Here is a 15,291-nt window from a genome sequence, read left to right on the forward strand (position 1 = left end):
TTGCCGATGTGCCACGCCCGGACGACCCGCACCCGTTCCGCGCTCACTGTGCCACCCCTTCGACGGTGGGACGGGCCTCGGTCACTTGCCCTCCAGGTCGTAGAGGGCGCGCTGGAGCGCGCGCAGGTAGTCGACGTGCCCGACCTCGAACCAGTGCCGGGTGCTGTCCTTCACCTTGGCCGAGTAGCGCTCGTCGAGACCGGCGGCGACCTTGCGGCCGAAGGCGGCGGCCCGGTCCGGCCGGCTGGTCCGCAGGGCGAGCAGCCGGGCGAAGAGCACGCTCTGCCAGTGCGAGATGGTGAAGATGCCGGAGTCCGGCTGCACCAGGCCCACCACGGCGAGGGTGGGGTGGCCGGCGGCGAAGGCGTTGAGCCAGAGCCGGGGGCGGCCCGAGCCCTCCTCGTCGCCGAGCACCCGTCCCTCGAGGAACTCGAAGCGGGGCAGGTAGCCGGTGGCGAAGACGACCAGCTCGGGGTCGATCTGCCGGCCGTCGGTCAGCTCGACGGTCCGGTCGTGGAACCGGGCCACGTCCGGCACCGGGATGATCCCGCCGTGGCCGACGTAGTAGACGAGCTGGCTGTTGGCGATCGGGTGCGTCTCGTACACCCGGTGGTCGGGCTTCGGCAGGCCGAACCGGGTCAGGTCGCCGACGGTCAGCCGGAGCGTCCGGTGGTAGAGCCACTGGCGTACCCGCAGCGGCACCCGCAGCGCGAGCAGGGTGTCGTTGACCTGGTCGGCGGGGCGGCCGAGGACGTACTTCGGGGTGTACCAGTAGCCGCGACGGGTGGAGTGCCAGCAGCGGGACGCCTGCTGGGCCGCCTCGACCGCGATGTCGCAGCCGGTGTTGCCGGCACCGATCACCAGCACCCGCTTGCCCCGCAGCTGGGCCGGGTCCTTGTAGGACGAGGCGTGCATGACCTCGCCCCGGAACTCCTCCAGCCCCTCGTACCGGGGCAGCTTCGGCGACCAGTTGTGCCCGTTGGCCAGCACCACCGCCGCGTACCGGGAGGTGCGCTCCGGGCCGTACCCGCCGGTGCTGCGGGTGGTGACGTCCCAGCGGTCGCCCTCGACCGGCTCCACCCGGACCACCTCGGTGCCGAACCAGATGTGCTGACGCAGGTCGAAGTGGTCGGCGTAGCGCTCGAAGTAGGACAGCAGCTGGGTGTGGTGCGGGTAGTCCGGCCAGTCGTCCGGCATCGGGAAGTCGGGGAACTGGGTGAACGGCCGGGAGGAGATGAGGTGGGTGCTGGCGTACACCGGGCTGCGGTCGTGCCGCCAGTTCCAGGCGCCGCCGACGCCGGTCTCGCGCTCGTAGCAGTCGACGCCGAAGCCGTGCTCGCGCAGGTTCTTCACCGCGGTGAGGCCGCTGGCCCCGGCCCCGATGACGCAGACGGTGTCGCCCCGGTCGGATACCGGGCGGCCGTCCCTGGTCAGGGCGACCGTCGTGTCCGGATCGGGGCGGCCGAGGTCAGCGGAGGAGGACACCGGGGAATCTCCTTTGTGCGGCACGCGTGCCGGGTCGGTGCGAAATCCTGCCGAGAATGCCCGCCGTTGTCCAGCCCGACACGGGTCGCGGGCGGGGTGGCTCAGCCGGCGGCGGGCAGCAGCAGGTCGACCAGGACGGGGAAGTGGTCGCTGGCCCGGCGGGCCGCCGGGGTGCCGACCACGTCGTAGCCGACCACGGCGATCCGGGGGTCCACGAACAGGGCGTCGATGCGCCGGTGCGGGTTGGCGCAGGAGTAGGTGTGCCGGTCCGCCCGGTCCGCGGCGACCGCGGTGTCGGTCAGTCCCGCCGCGACGGTCCGCCACGCCGGCCCGTCCGGCCCCTCGTTGAGGTCGGCCCCGGCGACCACCGGCAGCGTCGCCCCGGCCAGTTCCCGCTTGAACGCCGCCGCCTGGGCCGGCCGTTCCGCCGGATCGGTGGAGAGGTGGGAGCCGGCCAGCAGGAACCGACTCCCGCCCACCAGGCACTCGGCGTACGCGGCGCCGCGCAGGTGCCGTCCCGGGGTGAGCGGATAGCGCTGGCAGCGGGTGCCGAGCACGCGTACCCGGAGGCTGGTGAGCAGCAGGTTGCCCAGCGCCGGCAGGCCGCCGGCCGCCACCACGAGGCCGAACGAGTCGGCCAGCGAGGCGCACTTCTGCCGCCACCGGAACCGCCGCGGGCCCTCCTGGACGATCACCACGTCGGGCTCGGCCGCACGGACCACCTCGGCCAGCGCGGCCGTGTCGTCGCGCTGGCTGTGGATGTTGTACGACACCACCCGCAGCGGTACGCCGGCGCCTGGCACCTCAGATCCGCCGGGCGAGGTCGGCGGCGCCGATGACGCCGGCGGTGTTGCCCAGCTCGGCCGGGCGCACCTCGGCCACGGGCAGCCGGCCGCGCTGGGCGAGCGCGTCGCGGAACGACCGCCGGGCCGGGCCGAGCAGCAGCTCGCCGGCGTCGACCACGCCGCCGCCGACCACCAGCACCTGCGGGTCGAGGATCTGCGCCATGTCCGCCAGGCTGGTGCCGAGCCAGCGGCCGACCTGGGCGAACGCCTCGGTGGAGATCGGGTCGCCGCCCTTGGCGGCGGCGGTCACCATCGGTCCGGTGATCACCTCGGCCTCGCCCCCGGCCAGCTCCAGCAGGGCGGTGGCCCGGTGCGGTTCCTGGCGGGCGGCGGCGCGGGCGAACCGGACCAGGGCGCTGCCGCTGGCGTACTGCTCGATGCAGCCCAGCCGGCCGCAGCCGCACTGGTGGCCGTCCGGCACGGTGAGCATGTGCCCCAGCTCGGCCGCGATGCCGTTGGCGCCGCGGACCAGCTCACCGCCGAGCACGATGCCGCCGCCCACGCCGGTGCCGATGGTGAACATGACCATCGAGTCGTCGGCGTCGCGGGCGGCGCCGTAGCGGAACTCCGCCCAGGCGGCCACGTTCGCGTCGTTCTCCACGATCACCGGCAGGCCGGTGGCGCTGCCGACGTACGCGCGCAGCGGCTCGTCACGCCAGGCCAGGTTGGGGGCGAAGAGGACGGTGGAGCGGGAGGCGTCGATCCAGCCGGCCGCGCCGATGCCGACCGCCTCGACCGCGTGGCCGGTGGACAGCTCGCTGACCACCTCGATGATGACGTCGCGGGTCTTGGCCACGTCGTCGGCGGGAGTGTCCCGTCGCGTCTGCACGAGAACCTTGCCGGCGTCGTCCACGACACCGCCGGCCACCTTCGTGCCACCGACGTCGACTCCGATGGTCAGCGTCACCGCTGCCACTCCCCTCTGCTGTGCTGCCCGACACCGGCCGAACCGGCCGCTGCGATGTCGGGATGACCGGTGGTCAGGCCACGTCGCCTGGTACGTTCTCGCCCACCTCGCCAGGTGCCCGCGAGGCGGGCACCACGGGTCGGCCGGCCGGCGGCCGGGTCGTCACCGGCACCTGCGGCCCGGCGGCATCGGCGGGCGGCTCCGACCACTCCGACTCGGCGTCTCTGGCGCCACGCCGCGGCCCGGAGTCGTCGACAGAACCCGGATCGGCCGCGCCGCCCTCCCCCCGGGTGGCGGCGGACCACACATCCCGCTCGGGTGCCGGCTGAGAATCATGCCCGGTACGGGTGGCCTCGCGCCACACCTGGTCCCCGGCGGTCGTCCCGTCGGGTCCGGCGGCACCCGGCGCGCCGGCCGGGGCGGCCGGTTCGGCGGGGGCGAACGCGCGCAGCAGACTGGCCACCCCGGCGGCCAGATCACCGGCGCCGGTGGCCAGCCGCTCGGCGAATTCGGGACTCGGATCCCGCAACGCCGCGATACCGCGACAGACCGGACAGACGCAACATTCCGGCGATCCGGTGGCGAAACCCGCGGCGGTCGCGGCGCCGCCGGCCGACGCGCTCCCCCGGTCGGCGGGGTCATCGGCACCCGGGGTGTGACCGAGGACACTCGACAGGATCCCACCCAGCGGCCCCCAGGGGCCGGACCCGGGTGCGGCGGCGGCGAGCCGGGCGCCGGCCAGCAGCATGGCGACGAGGCGCTCGGCCTCTTCCCGGGCCGAAGCCGGATCAGTGGTGCCCATGGGTCGGCTCCTCTGTCGTGACGACCGGCTCGACGGCCGGGTCAGTGGGCCGCACCGGATGCTTCTACCCGGCGCTTGAGCTGCTTCAACGCCGCATCCATGATCATTTTCTCGGCCTTGCGGCGAAACATGCCGAGCATGCCCACGGAGAGTTCCACCTCCAGGGTGTAGGTCACCGTGGTGGTCCCGTCCGGGTTGCCCACCAGGTCGTACGACCCGCGCTGGGACTTCTGCATCTTCGAGGGCGCCACCAGGTGCCACTCGATCCGGGAGATGTCCTCGGCGTACTCGTAGGCCAGTACGTACTCGTCGGCCATCACCCCGGCGTCCAGGGTGAACCGGACCTGGCTGGCGTAGCCGTCCTCGTACTCCTCGATCACCTCCGCCTGCCGCACCGCCTCGGCCCACTCCGGGTAGCGGGGGAAGTCGCAGATGACCGTCGCCACCCGGTCCGGTGGCGCGTCGATGATGATCGACTGGATGGAGGAGTCCGCCATGGGGGGAGGCTACCCGGCGCCGGCCAGCGGCGCGCCGTTCCACCCCGCCGGTCGTCACCCGGAACCCCGCCGCGTCGCCCGGCCGGCCGGGCGCGGGCGGGTCCCACCAGCCGGGCGGGCAACCTCCCTACCTCATCGACCGGTACGGGCGGGTAGGTTTCGACAGAGCCGACCCATGGCCGGCCCGGCCAGTGCGAGCCCGAGGGAGTGCAGGTGCGCGAGTTCTCCGTCCCGCCGATCGTCACCGTCGGCGACGCGGCCAACCTGACCGACCCGGTCTGGGAAAACGCCGAGGTCGCCCCCGACACCGTGCAGTTCGTCCGGCGCACCGGCGACGCGGGCTCCGCCTCGAACGTCACCTGCCGGCAGTTCCGCGACGAGGTGATCGCGGTGGCCCGCGGCCTGGTCGCGGCCGGCATCTCCCCCGGCGACCGGGTCGCGCTGATGAGCCGCACCCGCTACGAGTGGACCCTGCTCGACTACGCCATCTGGGCCGCCGGCGGGGTCACCGTGCCGATCTACGAGACCTCCAGCGCCGAGCAGGCGGCCTGGATCCTCGCCGACTCCGGCGCGGTCGCCGTCGTGGTGGAGACCACCGCGCACGCCGCCCTGGTCGCCGGCGTCCGGGACCGGCTGCCCGAGCTGCGCGAGGTCTGGCAGATCGAACTCGGCGCGGTGGACCAACTGGTCGCCGCCGGCGAGCCGGTCGACCCGGCCGAGATCGAGGTACGCCGTAGCTCGCTGAAGGCCGACGACATCGCCACCATCATCTACACCAGTGGCACCACCGGCCGCCCCAAGGGCTGCGTGCTCACCCACCGGAACATCTACGCCGACATCGCCAACGCGGTGCCGGTGCTGCCGAACCTGTTCCGCGAGGGCGCCTCCACCCTGCTCTTCCTGCCGCTCGCGCACGCCTTCGCCCGGCTCATCCAGATCGGCGTGGTGCAGGCCCGGGCCACCATGGCGCACTGCGCGGACACCAAGAACCTGGTCGGCGAACTCCAGGACGTCAAGCCCACCTTCGTGCTCTCCGTACCCCGGGTCTTCGAGAAGGTCTACAACGGCGCCCGGCAGAAGGCCGAGGCGGAGGGCAAGGGGAAGATCTTCGACCGGGCCGAGCAGGTCGCGATCGCCTACAGCGAGGCGCTGGAGACCGCCGGCGGGCCGGGCCTGGCGCTGCGCGCCCAGCACACCCTCTTCGACCGGCTGGTCTACCGCAAGCTGCGGGCGGCGATGGGCGGCCGGTGCCGGGACGCGATCTCCGGCGGCGCTCCGCTCGGCGTGCGGCTCGGGCACTTCTTCCGGGGCGTCGGGGTGACCGTCTGCGAGGGGTACGGCCTCACCGAGACCTCCCCCGCCGCCGCCGCGAACCTGCCCGGCCACACCCGGGTGGGCACGGTGGGCCGCCCGCTGCCGGGCGTCACCATCCGGATCGCCGACGACGGCGAGATCCTGATCTCCGGCGACATCGTCTTCCGCGGCTACTGGCACAACGACACGGCCACCGCCGAGGCGCTCACCCCGGACGGCTGGTTCCGCACCGGGGACCTCGGCCAGCTCGACGAGGACGGCTACCTGAGCATCACCGGCCGGAAGAAGGAGATCATCGTGACCGCCGGCGGCAAGAACGTCGCCCCGGCGGTGCTGGAGGACGAGGTCCGGGCCCACCCGCTGGTCAGCCAGTGCCTGGTGGTCGGCGACCGGCAGCCGTTCATCGCGGCGCTGGTCACCATCGACGAGGAGGCCCTGCCGAAGTGGCTCGCCGGGCACGGCCGGCCGGCGGACACTCCCGTCGCCGACCTGCGCGACGACGAGGCGCTGCGGGCCGAGGTCCAGGGCGCGATCGACCGGGCCAACCAGTCGGTCTCCAAGGCCGAGGCGATCAAGGTGTTCCGGATCCTGCCGCAGGACTTCACCGAGGCCGGCGGCGAGCTGACCCCGTCGCTGAAGGTCAAGCGGCAGGTCGTGCACAAGACGTACGCGGCGGAGATCGCGGACATCTACCAACGCTGACTACCATCCGTCACGTGCCCGCCTCGACAACCAGCCAGCCGCAGACCCAGCCCCTCGCCGCGGCCGCGCGCCTGGTGCTCCTCGCGCTGGTCGCCGCCCTGACCCTGTTCGCCACCGGCGACCCGAACCAGCTCTGGTGGATCGCTCTGCTGGGCGTCGCCGGGCTGCCGGCCGTGCTGGCCCCGCAGCACCGGCTGCTGGGGCTGCTCAGCCGCTTCGCCGAGGTGGTGGTCCTCGGGCTGGCCGCCAGCCAGGTCGCCGCCGACACCCACCTGACCGGGGTGACCGGCGGGCTGGGGGCCTCGGCGGTGCTGCCCTACCTGGCCGTACCGGTCACCGTGACGGCGCTGCGCCGGAAGTTCCGCGAGGGGGCGGCACTGCTCGCGGTGGGGGCGGCCACCCTGCTGGTCAGCGCGGCTTTCACCGTGGTGGACGGCGGGCGGCAGCTCGGCCAGCTCGGCTACCTGGCCGTCTGCGCGCAGTGGCTGATCCTGGCCGGCCTGGGCCTCTACACCGCGGGCACGTTCCAGCGGGTGGTGCGGGTGCGCGGCGAGGGCAAGCCCCAGCCGTACGCGGAGGCCACCCGGCTGCTGACCCAGCTGCGCACGGTCGCCCGGCAGCTGCCCGGCGCGACCCTGGACCCGGGCGGCATCTCCGAGCACCTGCTGGAGGAGCTGCGGGTGGTGGCCAAGACCGACCGCGGCGCGGTGCTCTCCGCCTCCGGCGGCGGCCGGCTGGTGGTGCTCGCCCAGATCGGCGCGGACCGGGTCGACTGGGAGACCACGCTCGACGCGGACTCGGCCATCGCCGACGCCTGGGCCAGCCAGCAGCCGCAGACCTCGAACCGCTCGCAGGCCCGCTCGCAGCACCCCGGGGAGGTGTCCGCGCTGATCGTGCCGCTGGTCGCCGGGGTGCGCACGGTCGGCCTGGTGGTCGTCGAAGCGGACACCCCGCACGCGTACCCGCCGGCGGTGGTGTCCCGGGTGACCGCGCTGACCGGGCCGGCGGCGCTGCGCCTGGAGGCCGCGCTGCTCTTCGACGAGGTGCGGTCGCTGGCCACCAACGAGGAGCGGCAGCGGCTGGCCCGGGAGATCCACGACGGGGTCGCCCAGGAGCTGGTGATGGTCGGGTACGGCATCGACAACGCCCTGGCCACCGTGCACGACGACGCCGAGGAGACCGCCGACTCGCTGCGCACCCTGCGCCAGGAGGTCACCCGGGTGATCACCGAGCTGCGGCTGAGCCTGTTCGAGCTGCGCAGCGAGGTGGACCGGCACGGCGGCCTGGCCGCCGCGATCGCCGAGTACGCGCGCACCGTCGGCGCGTCCGGCGGGCTGCGGGTGCACCTGTCCCTGGACGAGTCCACCGCCCGGCTGCCCGCCGCCACCGAGGCGGAGCTGCTGCGCATCGCCCAGGAGGCGGTCACCAACGCGCGCAAGCACGCCGGAGCGGCCAATTTGTGGGTCACCTGTGAGGTCGACCCCCCGTACGCGCAGATCGAAGTGTCGGATGACGGTCACGGCATCGGTGACCAGCGTCCCGACGGGCACTATGGTCTTGCGATCATGGCCGAGAGGGCGGAACGTATCCGGGGCCGGTTGGAGATCAGGCCACGGCAACCCAGTGGCACGACCGTGGCGGTGGTGCTCGGCTCCTCGCCCCGGCGCGATAAGGTGCGCGGCAGCGCCGCGGCAGCAGAAGGGGAGTAACCCGAGGATGACCACTAGTCCGACACCGGCCACCCGTACCAAGGTTCTCCTTGTCGACGATCACGACCTGATCCGCAAGGGGCTGCGGCACGCCTTCGAGCGGGACCGGCAGTTCGAGGTCGTGGGCGAGGCCGCCACGGCCGCCGAGGGCGTCCGCCAGGCCGGCGCGCTGCAGCCGGACGTGGTGATCATGGATCTGCGGCTGCCCGACGGCAGCGGCCTGGAGGCCACTCGCGCGCTGCGCAAGTCCAGCGCGTCGATGGGCATCGTCGTGCTCACCATGTACGCGGGCGACGACCAGCTCTTCGGGGCCCTCGAGGCGGGCGCCAGCGCCTTCGTGCCGAAGACCGCCCCCGCCGACGAGGTGGTGGCCGCCGCCCGGCACGCCGCCTCCTCCCCGAGCGCGTTCACCGCGGCCGACCTGGCCGAGGCGATGAAGCGCCGGCTGGCCCCGTCGGGCCCGCAGCTCTCCCCGCGCGAGGGCCAGGTGCTGCGGCTGCTCGCCGACGGCATGAGCGTCGCCGGCATCGCCAAGCAGCTGTTCGTCAGCGAGTCGACGGCGAAGACGCACATCTCGAAGCTCTACGAGAAGCTGGGCGCGGCCAACCGGGCGCAGGCCCTGATGACCGCGCTGCGGCTGGGCCTGCTCGAGGCCCCGGACGCGCCCAAGTTCTGACCGCGTACGGCCGCGGCCCGCGTCCGGCGACGGACGCGGGCCGCGCCGACGTCGCGGGCCGGGCCGACCGCGTACGGTGAGGGGCCGGCCGCGCAGCGACGGTGGTCTTTGCACCGCGTCGACGGAGGGGCAGAATACCCGAATGACCGTGCGGGGGTGACCCCGCGCGCCGTCGACACAAAGGGGCAGGGGCATGCAGCGGCCAGACTGGGCACCTGACACGATCGACATCGAGCGCCCCAGCGTCGCCCGCATGTACGACTACTATCTGGGCGGTTCGCACAACTTCGCGGCCGACCGGGCGGCGGCGCGGGCCATGGTGGAGGCGGTTCCCGAGGCCCCGCTGATGGCCCAGGCCAACCGGGCGTTCCTGCGCCGGGCGGTGCAGTTCCTCGCCGAGTCGGGGGTACGCCAGTTCCTCGACATCGGCTCCGGCATTCCCACCGTGGGCAACGTGCACGAGATCGCCCAGCGGATCGACCCGGAGTGCCGGGTGCTCTACGTCGACGTCGACCCGGTCGCGGTGGCGCACAGCCAGGAGATCCTGGCCGGCAACGACCGGGCCACGGTGGTCCAGGAGGACCTGCGCCGGCCGGCCGCGATCCTCCAGCACCCCGAGGTCACCAAGCTGCTGGACTTCTCCCAGCCGGTGGCCGTGATGATCGTGGCGGTGCTGCACTTCATCCCCGACGCCGACCGGCCGGAGGAGATCCTGCGGACGCTGCGGGCGGCGCTGGCACCCGGCAGTTACCTGGTGATGTCGCAGGCCAGCGACGACGACCGGGGCGAGACGGGCGAGCGGGCGGAGGCCGAGCGGGTCTACCGCCGCACCGACAACCAGCTCTTCATCCGCAGCCGCGCCGAGCTGACCGCGCTCTTCGACGGCTTCGAGCTGGTCGACCCGGGCGTGGTCTGGGTGCCGCAGTGGCGGCCGGAGTCCCCCGAGCAGGCGGAGGACGCCGCGAAGGCGGTCTTCATCGGCGGCGTGGGACGGCTCGGTGGGTAAGTCGGCCGGCTCGGCCCGCTCCTGCCCGGGCACCTTCGCCCGGGCCTGGGCCAAGGCGGTCTCCGGGACGAGCTACCTGCCGATGACCCAGGCCCAGTTGGAGGCGCTGCTCCAGCGGCTCACCGAGCGGCTGGCCGTGGCGATCCAGTCGGAACCGTTCGACCTGCGGATCGGCCACCAGGTCGGGGCGGAGCTGGTGCAGGCGCACATCGCCTCCGCCGAGGGGCTCGGCCGCACCATCGAGGTCATCCAGCTCCGCCTGGTCCGCGACCTCGGCCTGGTCGCCGACGACGTCGAGGACCGGATGGCCCGGCTGCTCGCCACGGTGGCCACCGGGTACGCCCGCGCCCTGCGCGACCGCACGCTGGACGAGCAGGAGTCGATCCGGCGAGCCGCGATGATGGCCCGCGCGCAGGCCGAGCGGGCGCTGCGGGAGAGCGAGGCCCGCTTCCGCCACCAGGCCACCCACGACCCGCTGACCGACCTGCCCAACCGCACCCTGTTCACCGAGCGGCTCGCCGCCGCCCTCGACACGGCGGACCGGATCGGAGTCTGCTTCATCGACCTGGACCGGTTCAAGGTGGTCAACGACAGCCTCGGCCACCAGATCGGCGACCTGCTGCTGGTCTCCGTGGCGCAGCGGCTGCGCCGGGCCCTCGGTGAACACCTGGTCGCCCGGCTCGGCGGGGACGAGTTCGTCATCCTGGTCGAGCGCACCGCCGGCACCGACGACGTGGTCGAGGTCGCCGAGGCGGCGCTCGCCGCGGTCAGCGAGCCGGCCCTGGTCGACGGGCACGAGCTCACCGTCTCGGCCAGTATCGGCATCGTCGAGCGGCCGGCGGCCGGCACCTCGCCGATGGAGCTGATGCGGGCCGCGGACAGCACCCTGCACTGGGCCAAGGCGGCCGGCGGCGCCCGCTGGTCGATCTTCGACGCCGACCGCAACCGCCAGGAGCTGGCCCGGTACGCCCTCTCCGCGGCCATCCCGGCCGCCCTGGACCGGGGCGAGTTCTATCTGGACTACCAGCCGCTGACCGCGCTGCGCGACGGCCGGGTGCTCGGCATGGAGGCGCTGGTCCGCTGGCGCCACCCGGAGCTGGGCGTGCTCCGGCCGGACAGCTTCATCGGGCTCGCCGAGGAGACCGGGCTGATCGTCCGGCTGGGCGCCTGGGTGCTGGCCGAGGCGTGCCGGGAGGCGCGGACCTGGGCCGACGAATCCGGGGACGGCCCGTTCGTCAGCGTCAACCTGGCGGTGCAGCAGGTACGCCGGCCGGGGCTGGTGGACGAGGTGCGGGACCTGCTGCGCCGGACCGGCCTGCCACCCGGGCGGCTCCAGCTGGAGATCACCGAGAGCACCATGATGAGCACCGCCGAGGAGCCGGTACGCGCGCTGCGGGTGCTCGCCGACCTGGGCGTCCGGATCGCCATCGACGACTTCGGCACCGGCTACTGCAACCTGGCGTACCTGCGCGGGCTGCCGGTGACCGAGCTGAAGGTGGCCGGCGAGTTCGTCGCCGGGCTGCGTGCCCCGGCCGGGCGCACCGACGAGCGGATCCTCGCCTCGCTGGTGTCGCTGGCCCACGCGCTGAAGGTGACGGTGACCGCCGAAGGCGTGGAGACCGCCGAGCAGGCCGAGCGGCTGCGGGCGATCGGCTGCGACGCGGCGCAGGGCTGGCACTTCGGCCGGCCGGGGCCGGCGGCGCAGCACCTGGGCCGCTCCCCCGCCCTCACCGCCACCGGCTGAGCGACCGCGCTCAGGCCCGGGCCCGCCGGGTGTCGTCCCCGTCCAGGTACGCCAGCACGGCCAGCACCCGCCGGTTGTCGTCGGTGGACGGCGGCAGTTGCAGCTTGCTGAAGATGTTGTTGATGTGCTTGCTGACCGCCTTCTCGGTGACGAAGAGCCGGCCGGCGATCGCCGCGTTCGAGCGGCCCTCGGCCATCAGGCCCAGCACCTCCCGTTCCCGCGCGGTCAGCTCCCCCAGCGGATCCGCCGCGCCCCGGCTCGCCAGCAGCTGGGCGACCACCTCCGGGTCCATCACCGTGCCGCCGGCGGCGACCCGGCGCACCGCGTCGACGAACTGGTCCACGTGGGACACCCGGTCCTTGAGCAGGTATCCCACGCCGCCCAGCCGGTCGGAGAGCAGCTCGCGGGCGTACAACTGCTCGACGTGCTGGGAGAGCACGAGGACCGGCAGCCCGGGCAGCTCCGTACGGGCCCGGATGGCGGCCTGCAGCCCCTCGTCGGTGAAGGTGGGCGGCAGCCGTACGTCGACCACCGCGACGTCCGGGCGGTGCGCGGTCAGCGCGGGCAGCACCGACGGTCCGTTGTCGACGGCGGCGACCACCTCGAAGCCGAACGCCTCCAGGATGCGGATCAGCCCGTCCCGGAGGAGGGCGAGATCCTCGGCGATGACAACTCGCAAGGCAGCTCCATGCTGATGACGGTGGGCCCACCGGGCGGACTGGACACCACCATCGTTCCATCGAACGCCGCCAGGCGGCGCCCGACACCGGCCAGGCCGGTGCCTGCCGCCGGATCGGCCCCGCCCCGGCCGTCGTCACCGACCTCCATGGTCAGCCGCCCGTCGGCGTGGCGGAGCCGGATCCAGGCCCGGGTCGCCCCGCTGTGCTTGGTCACGTTCGCCAGCCCCTCCGCCACCGCGAAGTAGGCCGCCGACTCCACTGGCGCCAGCGGGCGGCCCGGCAGGTCGACGGTCACCTCCACCGGCAGCGGCACGGCCAGCGCCAGTGCCCGTACCGCGCCGTCCAGCCCTCGCTCGGCGAGCACCGGCGGGTGGATGCCCCGGACCAGGCCGCGCAGCTCGGCCAGGGCCTGTCCGCTGGTCTCCCGGGCTTCGGCGAGCAACCGGCGGACCGTCTCCGGGTCGCGCTGCACCAACTGCTCGGCCAGGCCGATGCTCATGCTCAACGCGACCAGCCGGGCCTGCGCACCGTCGTGCAGGTCCCGCTCGATCCGGCGCAGCTCCGCCGCCTGGGCGTCGACCGTCTCGGCCCGGGTGACGGTGAGCTGGCGGACCCGCAGCGCCAGCTCGGCGGCCCGGGTCGGCGGCAGGAAGAACCCGGCGAAGGCCACGTGCAGCCAGACCAGCCAGCGCCCGGCGGCCAGGCCACCGGCCAGGATGAGCGCCCCCAGCGGGAAGCAGAGCCACGCCTGGATCAGGTTGTCGACCGGCCAGAACGGGCCGTAGCCGTACCAGACGTCGAAGGCGTGCAGCACCATCGGCAGGCCGAGCACGCCCTCCAGGCCGTACAGCGGCAGGGCGAACGCGGCCAGGCACACCCCGCCGGTCACCGCGCCGGGCAGCAGCCAGGCCAGGTCCCGCCAGGTGGCCGGGTCGGCGACCACCCAGCGGAACCGCCGCCAGGTGCCGAACCCCGCGCCGGCCGGGGCCGGCCGGTACGGGCTGGGCAGCTCGACTCCCGCCCAGCCGGCGAGCCGGCGGTGCAGCCCGGCGGCGACGCGGACCAGCGCGGTGGCCAGCGGGAACAGGGCGAACCCGACGCCGAGGAGCGGGATGAGGACCAGGGACGCCACCGAGAGCACGAAGAGCGCCACGTGGGTGGTCAGCGACAGCAGGGCGATCAGCAGCCCCTGCGCGACGGTGATCGCGCCGGGCCGCACCCACTGGCGGAGCTGTCCGCGTACCGAGCCGTCCACGGGCTCCATTCTCCGGCACCGCCGCCCCGGCGAGCGGTGGTGCTGGCACCACCCCGGTCGGCGGGTTGGGACCCCTGACCCCACCCCCGCGTGCGGCGAAGGATCGGGGAGGCGGGGGCGGCGGCACACGGCGGCCCCCGGGCGACCGGAGGAGAGGAATCCCGAGATGTCCCCGCAACGACTGGCCGGCCTGTCGTCCGGCCGCCGCGGCAAGTACGCGGTGCTCCTGCTCTGGCTGGCGCTGCTCGCGATCGCCGGCCCGCTCGCGCTGAAGCTCGCCGAGGTGCAGGACAACTCGACGCTCGGCGCGCTGCCGCCGAGCGCCGAGAGCAGCCAGGCGGTACGCCGGGCCGAGGCGGCCTTCCCTGACACGCGGCGGCAGCTGGCCATCGCCGTCTACGTCCGCGACACCGGGCTCACCGCCGCCGACCGGGCCCGGGTCGGCGCCGATCGCGCCGCCTTCACCGCGTACGCCGACGGCGGCGTGGTGTCCCCGCCGGTGCCCAGCGCCGACGGCCGGGCGCTGCTGCTCTCGCTGCCGATGACCGCCGACGACGATCGGCGCGCCGACGCGGTCGCCGCGCTCAAGGACCGGCTGGCCGACGGCGCGCCGGCCGGCCTGCGCACCGCGCTGACCGGCGAGGCAGCCGCCGAGCACGACGTCTTCGACGCGTTCGGCGGGATGGACGGGGCGCTGCTGCTGGCAACCGCGGCCACCGTCGCGCTGCTCCTGCTGATCACCTACCGCAGCCCGGTGCTGTGGCTGATCCCGCTGATCGCGGTCGGGGTGGCCAACCAGCTCGCCGGCGGGGTGGTCTACCTGCTGGCGAAGCACGCCGGGCTGGCCGTCGACTTCCAGAGCCAGACCATCCTGACCGTGCTGGTCTTCGGCGTCGGCGTGGACTACGCGCTGCTGCTCATCGCCCGCTACCGCGAGGAGCTGCGCCGGCACCCCGACCGGCACGCCGCGATGGCGGTGGCGCTGCGCCGCTCGTACGGCGCGGTGTGCGCCTCGGCGGCGACCGTCGCGATCGGACTGCTCTGCCTGCTCGCCGCGGACCTGCCGGCCACCCGTGGCCTGGGCCCGGTCGGCGCGGTCGGCATCGGGGCGGCGCTGCTCGCCATGACCACCCTGCTGCCGGCGGTGCTCGTGCTGTGCGGCCGGTGGCTGTTCTGGCCGTTCGTGCCCCGCCACACCCCGAACGCGGACACCCGGGACCGCACCGCCGACCACGGGGTCTGGCGCCGGATCGCCGGGCTGGTCGCCGGCCGGCCCCGGGCGGTCTGGGTCGGCTCCGCCGCCGCGCTGGTCGCGTTGACCGTCGGCATCGGCAACCTCAGCCTCGGCCTGCCCGACGACGAGTCGTTCACCACCGAGGTCGGTTCGGTCACCGGGCAGCGGCTGATCGCGGCCCACTACCCGGGTGGCTCGGCCGCGCCGGCCGACATCCTGGCCGCCGCCGGTACGGCCGGCCCGGTGCTGGCCGCCGCCCGCGCGGTGCCCGGTGTCGCCGAGGTGGGCGCCCCGGAACCGTCGCCGGACGGCCGGTGGGTCCGCGTGGCGGCGGTCCTCGCCGCCGCGCCGGACAGCGACGCCGCCCGGGACACGGTGACCCGGCTGCGGGCCGCGGTGCACGCCGTGCCGGACGCGCAGGCCCTGGTCGGCGGG

General features: G+C 74.4%; 13 protein-coding genes. 6 read left to right on the plus strand and 7 right to left on the minus strand.

Annotated features, from left to right (window positions below; all coding sequences use genetic code 11):
- Nucleotides 1–81 precede the first annotated feature (81 nt).
- The 5 genes from ONA70_RS26565 to ONA70_RS26585 form a co-directional block, all read right to left on the minus strand.
- Nucleotides 82–1,485: a flavin-containing monooxygenase gene (locus ONA70_RS26565; protein ID WP_265009217.1), complete on the minus strand. Its 1,404-nt coding sequence runs from the start codon at nucleotides 1,483–1,485 to the stop codon at nucleotides 82–84.
- 101 nt (nucleotides 1,486–1,586) lie between these two features.
- A complete protein-coding gene (locus tag ONA70_RS26570; RefSeq protein ID WP_265009218.1) occupies nucleotides 1,587–2,288 on the minus strand; it encodes an endonuclease/exonuclease/phosphatase family protein in 702 nt (233 codons plus the stop codon).
- A gap of 1 nt (nucleotide 2,289) precedes the next feature.
- On the minus strand, nucleotides 2,290–3,237 hold the full coding sequence (locus tag ONA70_RS26575; protein WP_265009219.1) for an ROK family glucokinase: 948 nt from the start codon (nucleotides 3,235–3,237) through the stop codon (nucleotides 2,290–2,292).
- A 73-nt stretch (nucleotides 3,238–3,310) separates the two neighbouring features.
- Complete coding sequence (locus tag ONA70_RS26580) at nucleotides 3,311–4,039, minus strand: hypothetical protein (RefSeq protein ID WP_265009220.1); 729 nt, start codon at nucleotides 4,037–4,039, stop codon at nucleotides 3,311–3,313.
- Between the two features lie 41 nt (nucleotides 4,040–4,080).
- Complete coding sequence (locus ONA70_RS26585; protein ID WP_265009221.1) at nucleotides 4,081–4,536, minus strand: SRPBCC family protein; 456 nt, start codon at nucleotides 4,534–4,536, stop codon at nucleotides 4,081–4,083.
- Between the two features lie 213 nt (nucleotides 4,537–4,749).
- Here ONA70_RS26585 and ONA70_RS26590 point away from each other — a divergent pair, with 213 nt between their 5' ends.
- The 5 genes from ONA70_RS26590 (at nucleotide 4,750) to ONA70_RS26610 (ending at nucleotide 11,687) form a co-directional block, all read left to right on the plus strand.
- Nucleotides 4,750–6,552, plus strand: a complete 1,803-nt coding sequence (locus ONA70_RS26590; RefSeq protein WP_265009222.1) for an AMP-dependent synthetase/ligase — start codon at nucleotides 4,750–4,752, stop codon at nucleotides 6,550–6,552.
- Between the two features lie 14 nt (nucleotides 6,553–6,566).
- Nucleotides 6,567–8,261: a sensor histidine kinase gene (locus ONA70_RS26595; RefSeq protein ID WP_265009223.1), complete on the plus strand. Its 1,695-nt coding sequence runs from the start codon at nucleotides 6,567–6,569 to the stop codon at nucleotides 8,259–8,261.
- A 7-nt stretch (nucleotides 8,262–8,268) separates the two neighbouring features.
- The gene (locus ONA70_RS26600) at nucleotides 8,269–8,937 is read left to right on the plus strand and encodes a response regulator transcription factor (protein ID WP_007072219.1); all 669 of its coding nucleotides are present in this window, start codon (nucleotides 8,269–8,271) and stop codon (nucleotides 8,935–8,937) included.
- Nucleotides 8,938–9,130: 193 nt separating this feature from the next.
- Nucleotides 9,131–9,943, plus strand: coding sequence for an SAM-dependent methyltransferase (locus ONA70_RS26605; protein WP_265009224.1), 813 nt, complete (start codon nucleotides 9,131–9,133; stop codon nucleotides 9,941–9,943).
- An 82-nt stretch (nucleotides 9,944–10,025) separates the two neighbouring features.
- Entirely contained in the window at nucleotides 10,026–11,687 is a 1,662-nt protein-coding gene (locus tag ONA70_RS26610; protein ID WP_265009228.1) for a putative bifunctional diguanylate cyclase/phosphodiesterase, read from the plus strand.
- Between the two features lie 10 nt (nucleotides 11,688–11,697).
- On the opposite strand, the gene ONA70_RS26615 is transcribed toward ONA70_RS26610, so the two are convergent.
- Together ONA70_RS26615 and ONA70_RS26620 are read right to left on the minus strand one after the other, a co-directional pair.
- Nucleotides 11,698–12,366, minus strand: a complete 669-nt coding sequence (locus ONA70_RS26615) for a LuxR C-terminal-related transcriptional regulator (protein ID WP_265009225.1) — start codon at nucleotides 12,364–12,366, stop codon at nucleotides 11,698–11,700.
- On the minus strand, nucleotides 12,318–13,631 hold the full coding sequence (locus ONA70_RS26620; RefSeq protein WP_265009226.1) for a sensor histidine kinase: 1,314 nt from the start codon (nucleotides 13,629–13,631) through the stop codon (nucleotides 12,318–12,320). Before ONA70_RS26620 ends, ONA70_RS26615 begins: the two co-directional genes overlap by 49 nt.
- 157 nt (nucleotides 13,632–13,788) lie before the next feature.
- Between ONA70_RS26620 and ONA70_RS26625 the strand changes: the two genes are divergently transcribed.
- The coding region (locus ONA70_RS26625) for an MMPL family transporter (protein ID WP_265009227.1) at nucleotides 13,789–15,291 on the plus strand (1,503 nt) is incomplete at its 3' end.

This window comes from Micromonospora yasonensis (assembly GCF_026013475.1).
Classification (GTDB): Bacteria; Actinomycetota; Actinomycetes; order Mycobacteriales; family Micromonosporaceae; genus Micromonospora; species Micromonospora yasonensis.